Origin of the sequence: Kribbella sp. NPDC023972, from assembly GCF_040639075.1 — a bacterium.
Taxonomy (GTDB): Bacteria; Actinomycetota; Actinomycetes; order Propionibacteriales; family Kribbellaceae; genus Kribbella.
Genome location: NZ_JBEZZH010000008.1, coordinates 114316 through 132181, shown reverse-complemented (window position 1 = coordinate 132181; position 17866 = coordinate 114316). Strand labels below are relative to the sequence as shown.

The window sequence follows — 17866 nt, the reverse complement described above, 5'->3', positions numbered from 1 at the left end:
CAGGACCAGGTGGTCGGTCATCTTGTGGACTCGCGGAGGCGGAGGGCGTTGGCCAGGGGGACGGCGATGACCCACGAGGGGTTCCAGGTGTTGGCGTGGCCTCGGCGTTGCCAGTGGGTTTGGAAGACGGCTTCGCCTTGTTCGCCGATGATCTGGAAACCCCAGTCGCCCGGGGCGGCGCAGATGCCTTGGCCCAGGGCGTTCATCGTCGTTTCCGCGGCGGCGACGTACGCGGGGCTGCCGGTCAAGGTGCCGAACTCCCTCAGTTCGTAGCTGGGAAAGAACGCGTCCAGGTGGTGGTTCTGGACGCTCACCGTCGGCCAGCCGATCGCGTTGAAGCCGGCCGCGCGCAGCGGTGCGTCCAGGTCCTGTTCGGGGGACCAGACGTAGACCCAGGTGAGCAGCCAGGCGGCCGCGACCTCGGCCCAGGAGGCGTACAGGTGGTCGCCGGTGAGGCGGAAGAGTTCGTACGCCGCGAGGAAGAAGTACATCCCGGCTTCCTTGTCCTCGCAGGCGGCGTCGAGGGTGGAGCGGGCGAACGGGCGGTCGAAGGTGCGCGCGTGCTGGCCGTGGTAGCGGGTCAGCCACGTCGTTGCCTCTGACAACAGCCACGAGTCGTGGAGTACGGCGGACGCCTTCAGCGCGGCGAGGACACACGGGATCCCGGCTGCCGAGACCGCGGTGGACACGGGCGCACCGTCCAGTCGCCAGCCGATCGGGAACGTGCCGTCCGGCAGCAACGCCGTACGGAGGAACTTCAGCGACGCGACCAGCGCGTCCGGCCAGGACGGCGGCACCGGTTCGCCGTGCGATCGGAACAGGGCGATGATCTCGGCCAGGTCGTTGATCGTCTCGCCGTAGGCGCGACTGGAGACCATCGCGCGGCCGCCGGAGCGGAAGCTGGTCCAGCGCCGGCTGCCGACCTGGTACGCGTTGTGCCGCAGGCCTGGCGTGCGTGTCGAACTTCCGGCCAGGTAGAACTCGACGGCCGCGCGGCAGCGGTCGATCCGGGAACGGTCCCCGGACTCGAAGCCGATCCGGGCGTCGCACCAGGCAAGCTTCAGCGCCTGTCCGGTCCAGCCGTAGAGGAAGTGTCGTGCCTTGACCGGACCGTTGCCGGTGACATCGCTGAACTTGGTGTAGCCGGCCACCGTCCCGTTGCGGTACCAACGGTTGTCCAGCGCAATGGTTTTCCGCGCGATGATCTCGTCCAGGTCGAGCGGTCGTGCGCCGGGCTCGCCGAACAGTGAGCGACCGCTCCGGACAAGGTGCCGGAAAGCATGACCGCGATACTCCTGCGGCCCCCAGTCGAGGACCAACCGCTGCGTGTAGACCTCACCCGGCAACAGGGTCAGGTAGCCGTCGTCGGTCGACTCGGTCTCGGCCTTGCTGACGTAGCGCACGTCCTGCTTGCCGTCGAACATCAATACGCCGCTCAGTGCCGCGACGACCGGTCCTTCGCGGCGGATGAGGCCGAGCGAGCCGTACCGCACGAGTCCGTCGGCCGAACGGCGCGCGGCCGGCCGGGAGAAGACGCTCAGCCAGCGACGTTCGCGGCCGGCACGCCATTCGAGGTTCACCCCGGGAATCGGCAGGCGGTCCTCCTCGGCGACGAAGCCGCCGCCGGGCGCCGGTCCGAGACGCGGTACGGCGCGAGCCGGGTCGGCCGACGGGTTGTCGTTGTAGATCAGGCCGGGCAGCGTGAGCTGACAGTCGGTCAGGCGGCCGAGGTCGAGCAGCAGCCCGACGGCGAGGTCACCCAGCCGGCGCTGGCCGGTGTTGCGCCAGCGGAGCTCGAGGTTCAAGCGGTCGGCCGGGTCGAAGGACAGGCGCACTTCAACGGCGACTGGTCCGGTGCGGCACCCGGCTCGATGCTCGCCGGGTCGCCGGGAGATCCACCAGCCCTCGGGCTGCATGGCGTTCGGTTGCCACGGGCGGCCGGCCGAGCAGGTCAGAAGGTCAGCTATTGGGCGTTCGACATACGTCATGACCGCCGAGGTGGTTGGGGAGGTCGGCGAACTGGTCGCGGCGAGGTGAAGGACCACTCCGTCGGGGGTTCTGCGCAGCTCCGCGGTGCGGTCGCCTGAGGTGAGCGCGGGCATCAGGTGGTCCGGCGGATCTGGATGGCCTGGTACTGCGTGCCGGGCAGCCGGACGGTGAGCGCGTCGGTAACTGTCTCGTGCGTACGGCGGACGCTGTGGTTCCACACGTCCAGGACCTCCACCTGGTAGGTCCCGGACGGCAGACTGAAGGTGCGGTCCGGGAACTGGTGCTCGCCGAGGTACTGCAGGTAATAGCTCCCTGGTACGGCGAGTGTCGGCGCGTCCCGGTAGTCGTCGATCGGCTCAACACCTTCGGGCAGCTCGTCCAGCACCTCACGCAGTAGTCGCAAGCGCTGCGCGACCACACCGATCGGCCTGGCTCCCCCACCGGACCACGGTCCGCCGTCTGCGTCGACGTACCACTCGCCGTGGGTGACGTGCGCGCCGCGGACCGTCCCTTCCCAGATCCGGGTGAGTAGTTCCTGCGGGGTGAGGCTGGTGTCCGGTGTGGTGCCGTTGCCTTCGTAGCCGCAGGCATCCACGAGGACTGGCTTGCAGTAGTCCCGGCGGAGTGCTGAGACAGCACGCAGGTTCTCCAATGGGACGCTGAGATGGGTCAACCAGGGGGTGCCGGGGTCGACAGCCGTCGGTGCCGCGTGGACGGAGATGAGGTGCTGACTGGAGTCTTGCTCGGCGATCAGTTCGGCCAGAGCTCGTACGTCGGACGTCGCCTCCAGGCACCAGGTGACGTTGCGGTAGGCGGCCAGGCGATTGACCAGTTCGCGGACGAAGGACTGATCGGAAGGTGGGATAAGGACCTCGGCGGCGGCCTCGATCGCCAAGAGGTCCTGGATCTGGGTGTCGAGGTGAGTGAGTGAGTCCGGGTGCGCGCGGAGGCGGACGCGGTTGAAGGGAGAAGCGGCCAGGGCGCGGCCTGCCTCGGACCAGTAGCCGTCCAGGCCGAACCACGTGGTGGTCAGGGGGTGGTACGGCGTGCCGTCGGACCAGCGCAACGAGGTGCCGTGTCGACGGATCGGCCCGCGAGTCGTGGCCGGGGTGCAGGTGAACGTCCGGGTTTCATCGGCGAGTGTGTAGTGCCAGTTGCCCTCCAGACTGGGCATGAACCGTAGTAGCTCGCCATCGGTATCGGTGAAGGATTCGACATAGGCGGTGTGCCCGGACTCGTGGTGGAACTGGACCGTGGCGGGGGCGTTGCCGACAGCTAGCTCGAGGAGGCCCCAGCGTTCTATCTCGGTCATCGGGTTCCTCGCAGGGCTAGGTACGGGCGGCCCGGAAGAGGCACGCGGCAGCGCCCGGAGTAGGGGTCCGGGAGCGCCGTGATGGTCATGGCCACGGTGTCGATCAGGTCGAAGTGGTACGGGTCCCCGGGTGGGAGATCCAGGTCGACGGCTGAGGGCTGGCGGTCGCCCAGATAGTGCAGAACACACCGGTCAGGGTCCACATCGCCATCAGCGAGACGCGGTAGGCCGGCCATCACGTCGCGGAGGAACGCGATCCGCGCCGGGCTCTCGCCGTACAGGCGTCCTCCGACCGAGATCCAGGCCCGCGTCTCTTTGTCGACGAAGGACTCGCCGTGGCCGACGTACCCGCCGGCCGACATGCCTTGCCAGAAGCGGTGCACGAGCTCGGTCGCGGTGAGGTTGCCCCAGCGGCGGCCGGCGTTGCCCTCGTAGCCGATCTCGTCGATCACCACCGGCTTCGGGCACGCCCGCCACGCGGCGACCTCGGCGCCGTCCCAGTGCTGCACGCTCTGGTGAGTGATCCACGGCTTGCCGAAGTCGTACGGCGTGAAGACCTCGTACATCTTGGTGCCGTTGTGGATCGACCGCAGCCGCTGGTACGGGTCGAACCGCTGCACGAGCTGCAGCAGCCGGTCCCAGTCCGCGATCGTCTTCTCCCGGTTGAAGTCGTACTCGTTCGACAGCGACCACCAGACGTTCCGGTACGCCGCGAGCCGGGCGACCACGTAACGCAGGTACGACGAATCCTGCTGAGGCGTGAGACGGTCGAAGCCCCACACACCCCGGTCGTAAGGGTGGAACAGGATCAGGTCGGCCTGGATGCCCAGCTCGAGCAGATCCGCGATCCGGCTCTCGAAGTGCTGGAAGAACGCCGGATCGAAGCGGTCCACGTCCACCGCACCGAACGTCCCGGCGAACGGCAGCCGCTCCGGCCGCATGCCGTCCGTCGGCAGCAGGCACATCCGCACCTTGTCGAAAGGTGCCGAGCGCAACGAGTCGAGCGTGAGCTCCTGGATCTCCTTCGACTCGTAGGTCCAGTGGTAGCACGTCGTACCGATGCAGTCGTACCGGGTGCCGTCGGCGTACGCGAAGTGGTGGGCGCCGTGCACCCCGACCGGCCCGTGGTTGCACGGGCCGGGCGGGACGCACTCGACCGAGCCGCGATGACCGTCGAGCTCCGGTGCCGAGCTGCTGGTGACGTACTCCCAGCGGCCGACCCGATCCGGCATGAACCGGGCCCGGTAGACACCGTCGCCGTCGTAGAAGCCGTCGACGGTGACGACCCGATTCCGGAACGTGTAGGCGACCCGCAGCTCGACGTCCAGGAACGGGTTGCCGTCGGACGGCCCGGACCAGGTGAGCTCGTGCACGCCCCACCGTTCCGCGGCCGGGGCGGTGGGGTGGGAAAGGTATTTAGCACTGCTCATGGCAGTCGGTCTCCCGCCTCGATCCACTCCGGGGTCAGGATCACGTGCTTGATCGTCTTGCGCAGGTACGAGTACGCGACGTGCAGCCGGCCGTCGCGGGTCTGCAGCATCGTCGGGTACGAGTACCCGAACTCGTTGTCGCGATACTCCTCGTCCTGCACCTGCAGGTTTCGCCAGTACGGCCAGGTGGCGCCGTCGTCCTCGGACAACGCCAGCGTCAGCGGGGTGCGCAGAGTCTTCCGCCGTATGCCGCCCTTGCCGTCCGGAACCCACCGGAACTGGTCGCGCTCGGCCGACGAGTCGTTGAAGACGAGCACGAGCCGGCCGTCGGTCAGCCGGAGCAGCTGGATCGCGGAGTTGTTGTTCGGCAGCGTGGTCCGCTCCGGCGCCGACCAGGTCCGGCCGCCGTCCTTGGAGACCGAGCGGTGGATCCGGTCGGCGGCCCGGCTGCGGAAGTAGCCGAGCAGTTCGCCCGAGGCGAGCTCGACGATGCTCAGCTGGACCTGGCCGAGCGCGTCGGGAAGGTCCACCTGGGTCCAGGTCGCGCCATGGTCGGTGCTGAGCTGGACGACCGTGGTCTCGCCGTCCTTGTCGCAGTGGTACGCCGGAAGCAGCCAGTCACCGTTGCTCAGGACAACGACCGGGTTGCGGATGAAGCTTCCGGGCCGGTCGAAGAGCACCGTGCCGGGGTCCCAGCTGAGGCCGCCGTCGCGCGAGATCCGGCGGATCACGTGCGAGGTGCTCTGGTCGTGGGGTTCGTTGGAGGTGTGCAGGAGCCAGACCTCACCCGACGGCAGGACGAACAGCAGTGGGTTCTGCTCCGAGCGGTCGGGGTCGGCGGACATCGGCTCCGGCACCGTCCAGGTGGAAGACCCGGCGGGGAGCCGGGACAAGACGATGCTCGTCTCCGGCTCCCCCTCCCCCGGACCGTTGAACCAGGCGCACAGCAGGTCGCCCGCCGGAGTCTCGACGAGGGTGGCGGCGTGGCTGTCGCCGGGGTGCAAGGTCGGCAGCAGAGCCTCCGTGACGTCTCCGGATGACCGGAGACGTCCGTCGAAACGGGGATCCGTCACCATGTGAGTCCCGCGGCCGCCTGCGCCTTGATGTAGTTGGGGATGTCCTGCTGCTCGGTGACCAGCAGGGACGAGTCGACGTCCATGCCGTCCTTGAGCACGTGCTGCCGGAAGACCTTGTACAGCGGGATGTCCCAGTACTCGGTGTTCTGGTAGTTCTTGACCACCGCGTTCTCACCCCAGTACACCGCGGAGGTGTCGATCGCCTTCAGCTGCGGGATCGCCGAGCCGAACGCGTTCACCACCGCGTCGGTCTTCAGCACCGCCTTCATGCCGTACGACGAGATCCGGGTCTGCATCTCCTCCGAGACCAGGTACTTGACGATGTCGAGCGCCTGCTCCTTGTGCGCGGACTGCGGCGGGACGAACGCGGCCCGGGTGTCCGGCTGGTAGATGGCCTTCGAACCGCGCTGCAGCACGGGCATGGAGGTGACGCCGATCTTGACGCTCTTGGCCCACTCGGCGTACTCCTCCGCGTCGTCGTCCTCGACGTACAGCGGGCTGAGGGCGTACGCGTTCAGCTTCGACAGGTTGTTCACCGCCATCGCCAGATGACCAGGGAAGGACATGTCGCCCTTGAAGAAGTCGTCCACGGTGGTGAAGTTGTTCCGCGGGATCATCAGGAACCGGTACAGGTTGTTCGCGACGGCTTTCCACTCCGCGCTGGTCAGGTTCACCTTGACGTCCTCGGGCGCCGGCTGCTCGCTGGAACCGGGGACGAACGGGTAGAGCCCGAGCTGGTTCATCGCGAGGTAGTTGTCCGGGTGCTGCATGTAGCCCTTGTAGTGGTCGATCCCGTCCTGCCGGGTCAGCCGCTGCGCCACCTTGTAGACGTCGTCGTAGGTCGAACCGAGGGCCGGGTAGCGGACCCCGAACCTGTCGAAGATCAGCTTGTTGTAGAACAGCAGGCTCTCGTCGATGAACAACGGGACGCCGTACAGGCCGCCGTCGGAGCGGGACTTCACCTGCTCGACCGAGCCGACGTTGAGCGCGGTCAGGTCGATCCCGGCCTGCTGGACCAGCGGCGTCATGTCCTGGACCCAGCCGAGCGGTTCGAGGTCGCGGTCGATGCGCAGCCGCGGGTCCTCGATGATCAGGTCCGGGACCCGGCCGGCCCTGGCGATGTCCTCGTAGCGGATCGGGAAGTCCCAGGTCGCGTACTTGATCTTCACGCCGGGGAACCTGGCCCGGATCGCGTCGCCGAGCACGGTGTCGAAGTACCGGCTCGCCTGCCGGTCGGCGTTCGCGCCGTACTCGAGCGGCTTGAAGTTGGCCGCGAAGATGAACAGTTCGTCATCGGCCACCGAGAACGGCTTGCCGTACTTGTTCGGGATGTCGACCGTGCCGGCCGCGGAGCGCGTACCGGCGCGCGGGACGGCGGAGGTGGAGCTGGTGGTCGCGGCGGCGGCCGTGCCGGGGAGCGCGCCGCCGAATGCGGCGAGACCGCCGAGCAGGGCGCTGTTTCGCACGAACCCGCGGCGGGACATACCTTGGTTGTCAGACATGGTGGGCCTTTCGTATGGGGCGGTGGTGTCAGGCGGTTGTTGGTTGACGGGCGGCCGTGGTGACACCCTTCAGGTCGAGCTGCTCGGCGAAGTGACAGGCGACGCGGCGCCCGCCGATCTCCCGCAGCTGAGGTACTTCGGTGCGGCAGCGCTCCTCGGCGTAGCCGCAGCGCGGACTGAACGGGCAGCCGGGCGGCACCTTGGAGGGATCCGCGATCTCGCCGCGCAGCATGATCCGCGACCGCTTGCCGCGCGACGCCGGATCAGGATCGGGTACGGCGCTCAGCAGCGCCTCGGTGTACGGGTGCAGCGGCTTGCCGTAGAGCTCCTCGGTCGAAGCGCTCTCCACCAGCTTGCCGACGTACATCACCGCGACGTCGTCGGCGACGTGCTCGACGATGCCGAGATCGTGGGAGACGAACAGGTACGTGAGACCGGACTCCTCCTGCAGGTCCTTGAGCAGGTTGAGGATCTGGGCCCGGACCGACACGTCGAGCGCGCTGACCGCCTCGTCCGCGACCACCAGCCGCGGATCGGTCGCCAGCGCCCGGGCGATCACCACGCGCTGCCGCTCACCACCGCTGAAAGCATGCGGGTAGCGATGCGCGTACTCCGCTCGCAGTCCGACCCGCTCGAGCAGGGCCGCGACCTTGTCGTCGATCGCGTCGCGCGATCCGCGCTCCTGGACCCGCAGCGGCTCGGCGATGATGTCGCGCAGTGTCTTGCGCGGGTCGAGGGACGCGTGGGGGTCCTGGAAGATCAGCCGCACTTCGGCGCGGTAAGGCTTCAGCTCCTTCTCGGACAGCTTCGCCAGGTCCACGCCGTCGTAGTGGATGCTGCCCGCCGTCGGTTCGTACGCCCGGACGATGCAGCGGCCGAGCGTCGTCTTACCGCAGCCCGACTCCCCCACCAGTCCCAGCGTCCGGCCCGCCTTGATCGACAGGTCGACCCCGTCAACCGCCTTCACCACGCCGCGGTTCCGGCCGAAGAACCCGGTGTGCAACGGGAAATGCATGGTCAGGCCCTCGGTGGTCAGCAAGTCGCTCCTCATCGTTCCTCCTCGGCGTACAGCAGGCAGGCGACGTCGATGTCGTCGCTCCGCACCCGGGCCGGCACGGTCAGGTCGCACTTCCCGGCCATGAACGCGTCACAGCGTGGATGGAACCGGCACCCCGACGGGCGTTCGTACGGCGGCGGCACAGTCCCACGTACGGCGTCCAGCCGGCCCTGGCCGCGTTGACCCAGCCGAGGCACCGATCGGACCAGCGCCCGGGTGTAGGGGTGTTTCGGCTCGGTGAGCACCGACGCGGCCGGTCCGTGTTCGACCACTTCGCCCAGGTACATCACGGCCACCTCGTCGGCGACCTGTGCGGCCACCCCGAGGTCGTGCGTGATCAGCATGATCGCCATGCCGAGCTCCTGCTGGAGATCCTGCAGCAGGTCGAGGATCTGCGCCTGCGTCGTGACGTCCAGGGCCGTCGTCGGCTCGTCCGCGATCAGCAACCGCGGCCGGCAGGACAGCGCCATCGCGATCATCGCGCGTTGCCGCATGCCCCCACTGAGCTCGAACGGGTACGAGTCCACCCGGCGCTTCGGGTCGGGGATGCCGACCCGGCCGAGCATCTCGATCGCCCGTTCGCGGGCCTCGGCCTTGCCGACATTCTCGTGCAACCGGACCGCCTCGATGATCTGGTTGCCGATCGTGTGCACCAGGCTGAGCGAGGCCATCGGCTCCTGGAATACCATCGCGATCTCCGACCACCGCACCTGGCGCAGTCGCTTGTCCTTCGCGGCCAGCAGGTCCAGCGGGTCGTCGGACGGCTGGTCGCCGTACAGCAGGATCTGGCCGCCGACGATCCGGGCCGGGCGCTCGACCAGGCGCAGGATGGATCGTGCGGTGACGCTCTTGCCGCACCCCGACTCCCCCACCACGGCCAGCGTGCGCCCCCGGGGAACGGTCAGGCTGACACCGTCGACGGCCTTGACCACCCCGTCCTCCAGCTCGAAGTGAGTCCTGAGATCCCGGACTTCCAACAAAGGCTGCATGAAAGTCCTCCTACTTGTAGGGGTCGGCCGCGTCGCGGAGGCCGTCGCCGACGAAGTTCATGGCCAGTACGACGACCACGACCGCGAGACCCGGCGCGAGCAGCCAGGGTGCGGTGGCGACCGCCCGGATGTTCTGCGCTCCCTCGAGCAGCACACCCCAGCTGACCGCCGGTGCCTGCAGGCCGAGGCCGAGGAAGCTCAGGCTGGTCTCGCCGAGGATCATTCGCGGCACCGCCATCGACACCGACGCGATGATGTGGCTGGCGAACGACGGAACCATGTGGCCGACGATGATCCCGCCGCGGCTGACCCCGTCCAGCCGGGCCGCCATCACGAAGTCCTCCTCACGCAGGCTGAGGAACCGGCCGCGGACGTCGCGGGCCAGTCCGGTCCAGCCGATCAGCGAGAGGATCACCGTGATCGCGAAGTACCTGGTCAGCGGTCCCCAGCTGTTCGGCAAGGACGCCGACAACGCCATCCACAGCGGCAGCGTCGGGATCGACATGATGAACTCGATGACGCGCTGGATCGCGTTGTCGACCGGACCGCCGAAGTACCCGGAGATGCCGCCGATCAGGATGCCGAGCAGGAAGCTGGCGAACACGCCGACCAGACCGATCGACAACGACACCTTGGCACCGTGGATGAGCCGGGACAGCAGGTCCCGGCCGGACTGGTCGGCGCCGAGCAGGAAGAACGGGTCGCCGGCCTGGACCGGTCCGATCAGGTGGATGTCGGACGGGATCAGGCCGAGCACCTTGTACTCGTCGCCGCGGACGAACAGGCCGACGTCGACGATCTTGTTCCTGTCGACGGTGAAGGTCTGCTCGAACGTCTCCTGGTCGCGCGTGGACGAGTACCCGTAGACGAACAGGCCGTGCTCGCCGGAGATGTGCACCCGCTGCGGCGGTGCGTACGGCAGGGACGTGTGCGCCGAGTCGCTGGCGGCGGGCGCGAAGAACCCGGAGAAGACCGCGATGAAGTAGATCGGGACCAGCACGATCAGCCCGATCAACGCTAGTTTGTGCCGGCGGAACTGGCGCCACATCAGCCGCCACTGCGGCAGTGCGCCATGGTCTCGCAGGCTCTTCACCACCTCCGGGCCGGCTTCGTGCTGCGCGTCCGGTTCGACGGTCTCTGTCTGCTGAAGCATCCGGGCCTATCCCTTCGACAGCCGGTGTCGGATCCGCGGGTCCCACCAGGCCAGCGCGAGGTCGCTGAGCATCGTGCCGATCACCGTCAGCGCGCTGAGGATGAGCACGAAGCTGCCGACCAGGTACATGTCCTGGCTCTTCACCGCGCCGAGCAGCAGCGGGCCACTCGTCGGCAGGCTCATCACGACCGAGACGATCGTCTCGCCGCTGATCAGGCCGGGCAGCAGCCAGCCGACCGTGCTGAAGAACGGGCTGAGCGACATCCGGACCGGGTACTTGAGCAGCAGCTTCCACTCCGGCAACCCCTTGGCCCGTGCGGTCGCGACGTACGGCCTGTGCAGCTCGTCGAGCAGGTTGGCCCGGGTGATCCGGATCAGCCCGGCGGTGCCGGCCACGCCGACCACGACTATCGGCACCCAGAGATGCGAAATCAGGTCGAGCAGCTTGCCCAGGTTCCAGGCCGCGTCGGCGTACTCGGGTGAGAACAGTCCGCCGACGCTCTGACCGAAGTACTTGAACCCGATGTACATCATCACCAGCGCGAGCATGAACTCCGGCACGGCCATCCCGATGAAGCCGAGGAAGGACGCGACGTAGTCACCGGGCGAGTACTGCCGCAGCGCACTGTAGATACCGATCGGGAAGGCGATCGACCAGACGAACAGCAGGCTGCCGATCGACAGCAGGATCGAGAGCAGCACCCGGTTGCCGATCAGGCTGGCCACCGACTGGTTCCAGGCGAAGGACTGGCCGAGGTCGCCGTGCAGGACCACGCCGGAGATCCAGGTCCAGTACTGCACCAGGAACGGCTTGTCCAGGCCGTAGTGCCGTTTGAGCTCGGCGATCTGTGAGTCCGGGATGTCCTGGCCGCGGGCCTCGGCGTTCGCGATGACCGTGGAGGTGTAGTCGCCCGGCGGCAGCTTGATGACGACGAAGGTGACGAACGAGATCGCCGCCAGCGTCACCGCCATCCAGATCAGCCGCCGGGCGAGGAAGCGCAGCATCTACGAACCGATCGCGAACTGCTCGGGGTGGACGATGCCGGGGGCAACGGCCTCGATCATCTTCTCCGGGACGTTGTGGAAGTCGTTCTTGGCGATCCCGTAGGTGTTCGGCACGCTGCTGGTGCCGATGTAGTAGAACTGGTCGGCGGCGATCTGCAGGATCTCCTTGCCCAGCTGGAGGGTCTTCCCGGGGTCCGGCTCCTGCCGCCCTTTGGTGAACAGCTCGAGCTGCTTCTTGACCTCGGCCGGCGGCTCGACACCTTCCTCACCGTCGGACTGGTACCACTGCGCCCAGCCGATGCCGTACCGTGCGCTGCCGTCGTTGGTCGGCACCCAGTAGTGGTCCCCGCCGGTACCGGTCGGCAGCACGAAGGTGCCGCCGGTCCAGGTCCCCGCGTCGTGGTCGTTGGCCCGGACCCGCTCCTTGGCCAGGTCCTCGCTGACGGCCTGGGTCCGCAACTCGACACCGACGGCACGCCAGCGCTTCTTCACGAACTCGATCGCCTCGACGTGGTCCGGGAACGACTCACTCACCAGCACGGTCACCGACACCGGTTTGCCGTCCGCACCGAGCCGTCGGCCGTCAGCCGCCTTCTTCGTCAGCCCGGCCTTGTCCAGGTGCTCGTTCGCCTTCGCCTCGTCGAACTCCAGGTACTGCGTGGCCAGCTGCTCGTTGTAGTACGGCGAATCCTTGGGCGGAGCGCACTGCCACGGCTCACCCTGACCGGCGTACACCGCGTCGATGATCTCCTTGCGGTTGATCGCGTACGACAGGCCGATCCGGAAGTCCTTGTTCGCGAACAGCGCCCGCTTGACCGGGTTCTTGTGGGTCTGGTTGATGCCGATGATCATCGTGTTGGTGAGCTGGGTCGGCACCTCGAAGATCCGGTAGGTGCCCTTCTCCCGGTTCTGCGCCACCACCGGCTTGTTCTGCGGCGTACCGAAGTTGCGGTACTGCATGCCGAACTCGCCGTTCATCACCTTGAGCAGCTCGACCTGGGCGTCCTGGACCACCTCGACCCGGCAGGCGTCGATGTACGGCAACTGGCGGCCCTGGTCGTCGACCTTCCAGTAGTACGGGTTCCGGGTCAGGGTGACCGCGGAGCCCTTGCCCAGCGGGGTGACCACCTTCCACGCTGCCAGCGTCGGCTGGTCCGGGTTCGTCCACGGGTTCTGCTTCTGGGCGAACAGGTCGGTCCAGCTGCCGACGCCGGCCTTCTTCGCGAGCGCGTTCGCGTTCGGGTTGTACTTGAGGTGGAACTGCTGGAAGTAGTGCTTCGGCAGCAGCATCCCGTAGGCGCCCTCGCGGAGGAAGATGGCGTCGGCGATCTGACCGAGCAGCGACGGCTGCGGTGCGGTGTAGGTGAACTTCACCGTCCGCTCGTCGACCTTCTCGATCGTCGCCAGTTTCTCGGTGTCCGGCGACAGGAAGGCGTCGTAGATGCCGTCCGGGTGCAGCCCCGAGTCACACTGGACCTCCAGCACCGTGAAGAGCAGGTCGTCCGCGGTGCACGGTTTGCCGTCGGACCACTTCAGGCCCTCGCGGAGCTTGAAGGTGAACACCTTGCTGTCGGCATCGACCGTGAACTCGGCGGTGTTCGCCTCCATCTCGTCGTACCCGGGCTTGCCGGTCTTGTCCGCCTTCCAGCGGATCAGCGGCTCGTAGGCCAGCGCGTACCACAGCCATTGGGTGTCCTCCTGGGTCAGCATCGCCGACCGCCAGGTTCCGCCGTACATCGACTTGCCGGCCAGCGGTTTGATCACCGGCGGGTTCTTCGGCAGCCGCTCGGCCAGCGGCGGCAGCGTGCCCTTGTCGACCAGTGCCTTCAGCATCGGCGACTCCAGCTGATCGGCGGTGGCGGCCTGAGCGCCGGCGCCGGCGGGCTTGGTGTCGAAGAAGCTGCAGCCGGGCACGGTGGCCGCGACCAGCAAGCCGAGACCACCCTGCAGCACCCGTCGCCGGTCGACCTTGCGTAGCTCTTGGGACATCGTCACTTTCCTCACTGCTCGACCGTGATGTTGCTGAATTGCGCGGTCCCGTAGTCGACGAGGCCGTTGTCTTCCTTGCCCCCGTCGATCGCGAAGCCGATGTAGAAGGTCCGGCTCGGCATCGCGATCCGCTCATAGCCGAACCGGTCCCACTTGACCTTGTCGGTCGAGATGAAGGCCTCGAACTCGACCTCCCGTGCCTGCGGACGCTCGCGACGGAGCAACCGCAGCCAGTACTGCTTGGTGGCATCCATGTAGTCGTCGGACCAGGGCCACGGGCCGATACTCGGCTCCGCCCCATGGGTCTGGATCCGGATCGCCTGGGCCTTCATCCCGCCGTCGTCGGCGACACTGCCCGGGCCGGCCACGCCGTACCCGATGCCGCCGAACATGAACGGTGCGGCCGGGTCCAGGCTGTCCCGGATCATCAGGCCGGCGACGAGACCGTTGGCCACCTTGTGGAGCTTGTCCAGCCGCGCGGTGATCTGCGAGACCGACCCTTGTCCGCCCACCTGCAGCTTGCGGTACACGTAGTGGAAGTTGCTGGACCGGTCCCGGATCCGGCCGGAGCCCTTGATGGTGAGAACGTTGTTCGAGATGCTGCCCGAGCCGGCGAGCGGGGGCTTGCCCACGGACGCCGAGGTCCAGCCCGGAGTCCCGGCCTGCACGTTGACGTGCACCGGCACCGGCGTCGACTGGGTCGACGTGCCGTTGCGGTCGGTCGCCCGCGCGGTCAGGTAGTAGGTGCCATCAGCAACGTTCTTCCAGTCGACCCGGTACGGCGCCGCGTTCGCCGTGCCGATGAGCTGGTCGCCGACGAAGAACTCGACCGCGGCCAGTTCGCCGCCCTTGTCCGCGGCTGCGGATGCATCGATCGTCAGGGTCGGCGCGGTCCGGCCCGCGATCACCTCGTTGTGCGTCGGGCTGGTGATCCGGACCGTCGGGTTGCCGACCGGGTCGGGAACGATCGAGTTGAGGTAGTTCTCCAGATAGGTGTAACCGTTGGGCGCGATCTTCTGGGCGTCGGTCGGGTCGTTGGGATCGAGGCCGTTCGCCTTCTCCCACCAGTCCGGGATGCCGTCGTGGTCGGAGTCGACCGGCGGCTCGGTCGAGACCAGCACCGGGAAGCCGCCGACCTCCTTCTGCGAGTTGATCAGCCGGCCGGTGCCGTTGCGGGCGTCGTTGACGATGCGGGCGTCGGCCGCGTCGCGCCTGGGCAGGGTGGCCCCGGCACCTTGGAGTACGGCGTCGTACGCCTTGGCCGCGGACTGGGTGTCGAGCTCGTCCGCGAACGGTTGCGGCCGGGACAGCTCGTTGATGCCGCCGATCGGGTAGCGGATGCCGCGACGGTTGTGCGCGGTGACGTCCGGATGGCCCACGACCTGGTTGCCGGCCACGTACCACTGGCCACCGCGGTTCGCGCTCACGATGACCGGTGCGACCTCGGCCAGGGTGCTCGGGCCGGGCTTGTAGTAGTTGCCGACGATGTTGATGCCGTTGGCCCACTCACCGCCGTACACCGAGGTGTGGCCGTGGTCGTAGACGACGTTGTTGCGGTGGTCGACCTCGAGGTTGATGTTCTCGGTGTACCCGAACCGCGGCTGCCGGCCGCCCTGGTGGGCGATCAGGTTGTGGTGGTAGCTGTTCCGCTCGCCACCCCAGATCCCGCCGTACCCGTGCCGGCTCTTCGGGTGCGCGGACAGCGCGAGACCCTCGGCGATGATGCACCACTGGATGGTGACGTCGAAGTTCCCGTACGGCGACAGGCACTCGTCGACCGCCCAGCTGAACGAGCAGTGGTCGATGATCAGGTTGCGGATCTGCGGGCTGACCGAGCCGGGCACGTTGGTGTTGAACGCGTCGTCGGCGGCCGCGTTGCGATCGCCGAGCCGGAACCGCAGGTAGCGGATGACGATGTCGTGGGCACCGCCCTTGATACTGGTGCCGCGTCCGGACAAGCAGATGCCGCCGCCGGGGGCGGTCTGACCCGCGATGGTCAGGTTGTTGCCGGCGATCTCCAGGCCGGTCTCGAGCTCGATGGTGCCGGAGACCCGGAAGACCACGGTGCGGTTCGAGCCGGACACGGCGTCGCGGAGTGAGCCCGGCCCGGAGTCGTTGAGGTTGGTCACCTCGTAGACAGCTCCGCCGCGGCCTCCGGTCGACCACTTGCCGGCACCTTCGGCACCGGGGAACGCGGGCACCCGGTCTCTGGCGGTCCGGGCCTGCGCCGGCACCGTGATGCCCAGGGAGGCGGCGGCTCCGACGGCTGCGGAGGTGGCAACGAACCCGCGGCGGGTCCAGCCGGTGGAAGCTTCGGTCATCGTTTCCGTGCCTCACTTTCGGCAGGGGGCGGCTGCTGCACTGACCAGAATCTGAATATCTAGTCAGCTTCGAATGGAACGACGGCCTCATGGTCACGGAGATTTCGCGACGATGTCAAGAGCATGACAACGGCTTTCCGCAATCGTTTGCAGTCTGCGACTCATCCGACGGCAATCGTTTGCACTGAACTCTTGCTCGATGCTGGCGGGCAGTGGTTACCTTCCCTCATGTCATCCCGAGCGCAGCGAAGGATCAATCCAGCACAGCACCGACTCCCCCTCGGCGCGGTGAAGATCACCGGCGGCTTCTGGCGGGAGCGCCAGGACATCAACCGCGACGTGACGATCCCGGCCGCGGCTCGCCGGCTGGAGGAAACCGGAACGCTGCGGAACCTGCGCCGGGCCGCCGGGCACGAACCAGCCGGTGACGGGTTCGCCGGGAAGCTCTTCGCCGACACCGATGTCTACAAGTGGCTCGAGGCGGTCGCCTGGGAACAGACCCGGTCGCCGTCTGCCGCGCTCGCGGACTGGCAGAAGTCTGTGAGCGCGCTGGTGGCCGCGGCGCAGGAGCCGGACGGGTACCTCAACAGCTACACGCGCCTGGTGCTCGGCGGCAAGCGGTTCGGGGACCTGGAGAAAGGCCACGAGTTGTACTGCGCCGGCCATCTGTTGCAGGCCGCCGTCGCGCAGTCGCGCGCGACTGGGGATCACACGTTGCTGGAGGTCGCGACCCGTTTCGCCGATCTGCTCTGCACGACGTTCGGTCCCGGCCGGCTCGAGGGGATCGACGGTCATCCGCTGATCGAGATGGCGCTTGTCGACCTGTACCGCGAGACGGGTACGCCGGCGTACCTCGAACTGGCGTCGTACTTCGTCGAAGCACGTGGTCACGGGTTGCTCGAGCCGCCGGGTCACCACGGGCCGGCGTACTTCCAGGACCATCTGCCGGTGCGGGAGGTGCGGACACTCGCCGGTCACGCGGTACGGGCGTTGTATCTCGCCGCGGGTGCCACCGATGTCGCGGTCGAGACCGGGGACGAAGCCTTGCTGGAGGCCCTGAAACTGACCTGGCGGACCATGGTCGAGAGCCAGCTGTATCTGACCGGCGGAGTCGGGTCGCGCTGGTACGGCGAGGCGTTCGGCGACCCGTTCGAATTGCCGCCGGATGCGGCGTACTGCGAGACGTGCGCGGCGATCGCCAGCGTCCAGTGGAGCTGGCGGTTGCTGCTCGCGACCGGCGAGAGCCAGTACGCCGATCTGATCGAGCGGACCCTCTACAACGCGGTGATCTCAGGCGTCTCGTTGAGCGGTGACAAGTTCTTCTACGTGAACACGTTGAAGGTGCGTCAGCACGCCTTCGCCGACGACCAGCGCTCCGCGGTGGCCGGGCGGCAGCCATGGTTCGGTACGGCGTGCTGCCCGCCGAACGTGATGCGGACCCTGTCGGCCCTCGACCAACTGGTCGCGACTTCGGACGACGACGGGGTGCAGGTGCACCTCTATGCGCCGGCGTCGGTGACCGCGGAGCTCCCGGCTGGGCCGGTGGCGTTCGAGATGAAGACGCGGTATCCGTGGCACGGCACGGTGACCGTGCGCGTGACCGAGTCGCCCGGGGAGCCGTGGACGCTAGGGCTTCGCATTCCCGCGTGGGCGGACGGCTGCACGTTGACGGTCAACGGGGTCGAGCAGCCGGCGGGTCCGCTGCGTCGGAGCTGGTCGGTCGGCGACGCGGTGGTGCTGGAGTTGCCGGTGCAGGCACGTCGTACGACGCCCGACTGTCGCATCGACTCGGTGCGGGGTTGTGTGGCAATCGAGCGTGGGCCGTTGGTGTACTGCTTCGAGCAGCTCGACCAGGACGTCGTACTCGATCAGACCGCTGTCGTGCCCGGTGACCTGGTGGAGCGGGAGCGGCCGGAATTGCTCGGTGGGGTGACGACAGTCGACGTACCGGCGCGGGACGGGCGGACGTTGACCGCGATCCCCTACTACGCGTGGGCGAACCGGACGGTCGGTCCGATGACTGTGTGGATCGATGCTCGCTAG

12 protein-coding genes are annotated in these 17866 nt (G+C 67.8%); 1 reads left to right on the top strand and 11 read right to left on the bottom strand.

The features are described 5' to 3' along the window. Positions 1-17: 17 nt before the first annotated feature. Genes AB0F43_RS28880 through AB0F43_RS28830 form a run of 11 tightly spaced genes read right to left on the bottom strand, consistent with a single transcriptional unit; the run spans position 18 to position 15823 of the window. Complete coding sequence (locus AB0F43_RS28880) at positions 18-2102, bottom strand: hypothetical protein (RefSeq protein WP_360483566.1); 2085 nt, start codon at positions 2100-2102, stop codon at positions 18-20. Then, a complete protein-coding gene (locus AB0F43_RS28875) occupies positions 2102-3301 on the bottom strand; it encodes a DUF5605 domain-containing protein (protein ID WP_360483563.1) in 1200 nt (399 codons plus the stop codon). The genes AB0F43_RS28880 and AB0F43_RS28875 overlap by 1 nt, the downstream gene beginning before the upstream one ends. Beyond that, on the bottom strand, positions 3298-4731 hold the full coding sequence (locus tag AB0F43_RS28870) for a DUF5060 domain-containing protein (protein WP_360483560.1): 1434 nt from the start codon (positions 4729-4731) through the stop codon (positions 3298-3300). Before AB0F43_RS28870 ends, AB0F43_RS28875 begins: the two co-directional genes overlap by 4 nt. After that, on the bottom strand, positions 4728-5807 hold the full coding sequence (locus AB0F43_RS28865) for a sialidase family protein (RefSeq protein WP_360483557.1): 1080 nt from the start codon (positions 5805-5807) through the stop codon (positions 4728-4730). Before AB0F43_RS28865 ends, AB0F43_RS28870 begins: the two co-directional genes overlap by 4 nt. Continuing rightward, positions 5801-7309, bottom strand: coding sequence for an extracellular solute-binding protein (locus tag AB0F43_RS28860; RefSeq protein ID WP_360483554.1), 1509 nt, complete (start codon positions 7307-7309; stop codon positions 5801-5803). Before AB0F43_RS28860 ends, AB0F43_RS28865 begins: the two co-directional genes overlap by 7 nt. Positions 7310-7337: 28 nt before the next feature. Beyond that, positions 7338-8360, bottom strand: coding sequence for an oligopeptide/dipeptide ABC transporter ATP-binding protein (locus AB0F43_RS28855; protein WP_360483551.1), 1023 nt, complete (start codon positions 8358-8360; stop codon positions 7338-7340). Next, the gene (locus AB0F43_RS28850; protein WP_360483548.1) at positions 8357-9355 is read right to left on the bottom strand and encodes an ABC transporter ATP-binding protein; all 999 of its coding nucleotides are present in this window, start codon (positions 9353-9355) and stop codon (positions 8357-8359) included. Before AB0F43_RS28850 ends, AB0F43_RS28855 begins: the two co-directional genes overlap by 4 nt. Positions 9356-9365: 10 nt before the next feature. Then, on the bottom strand, positions 9366-10508 hold the full coding sequence (locus AB0F43_RS28845; protein WP_360483545.1) for an ABC transporter permease: 1143 nt from the start codon (positions 10506-10508) through the stop codon (positions 9366-9368). Between the two features lie 6 nt (positions 10509-10514). Then, positions 10515-11513 (bottom strand): ABC transporter permease, encoded by a 999-nt coding sequence (locus tag AB0F43_RS28840; RefSeq protein ID WP_360483542.1) that lies wholly within the window; start codon positions 11511-11513, stop codon positions 10515-10517. Then, complete coding sequence (locus AB0F43_RS28835; RefSeq protein ID WP_360483539.1) at positions 11514-13517, bottom strand: ABC transporter substrate-binding protein; 2004 nt, start codon at positions 13515-13517, stop codon at positions 11514-11516. Next, entirely contained in the window at positions 13514-15823 is a 2310-nt protein-coding gene (locus tag AB0F43_RS28830) for an Ig-like domain-containing protein (protein ID WP_360483536.1), read from the bottom strand. The genes AB0F43_RS28835 and AB0F43_RS28830 overlap by 4 nt, the downstream gene beginning before the upstream one ends. A gap of 228 nt (positions 15824-16051) precedes the next feature. On the opposite strand from AB0F43_RS28830, the gene AB0F43_RS28825 reads away from it, so the two are divergent. Continuing rightward, entirely contained in the window at positions 16052-17866 is a 1815-nt protein-coding gene (locus AB0F43_RS28825) for a beta-L-arabinofuranosidase domain-containing protein (RefSeq protein WP_360483532.1), read from the top strand.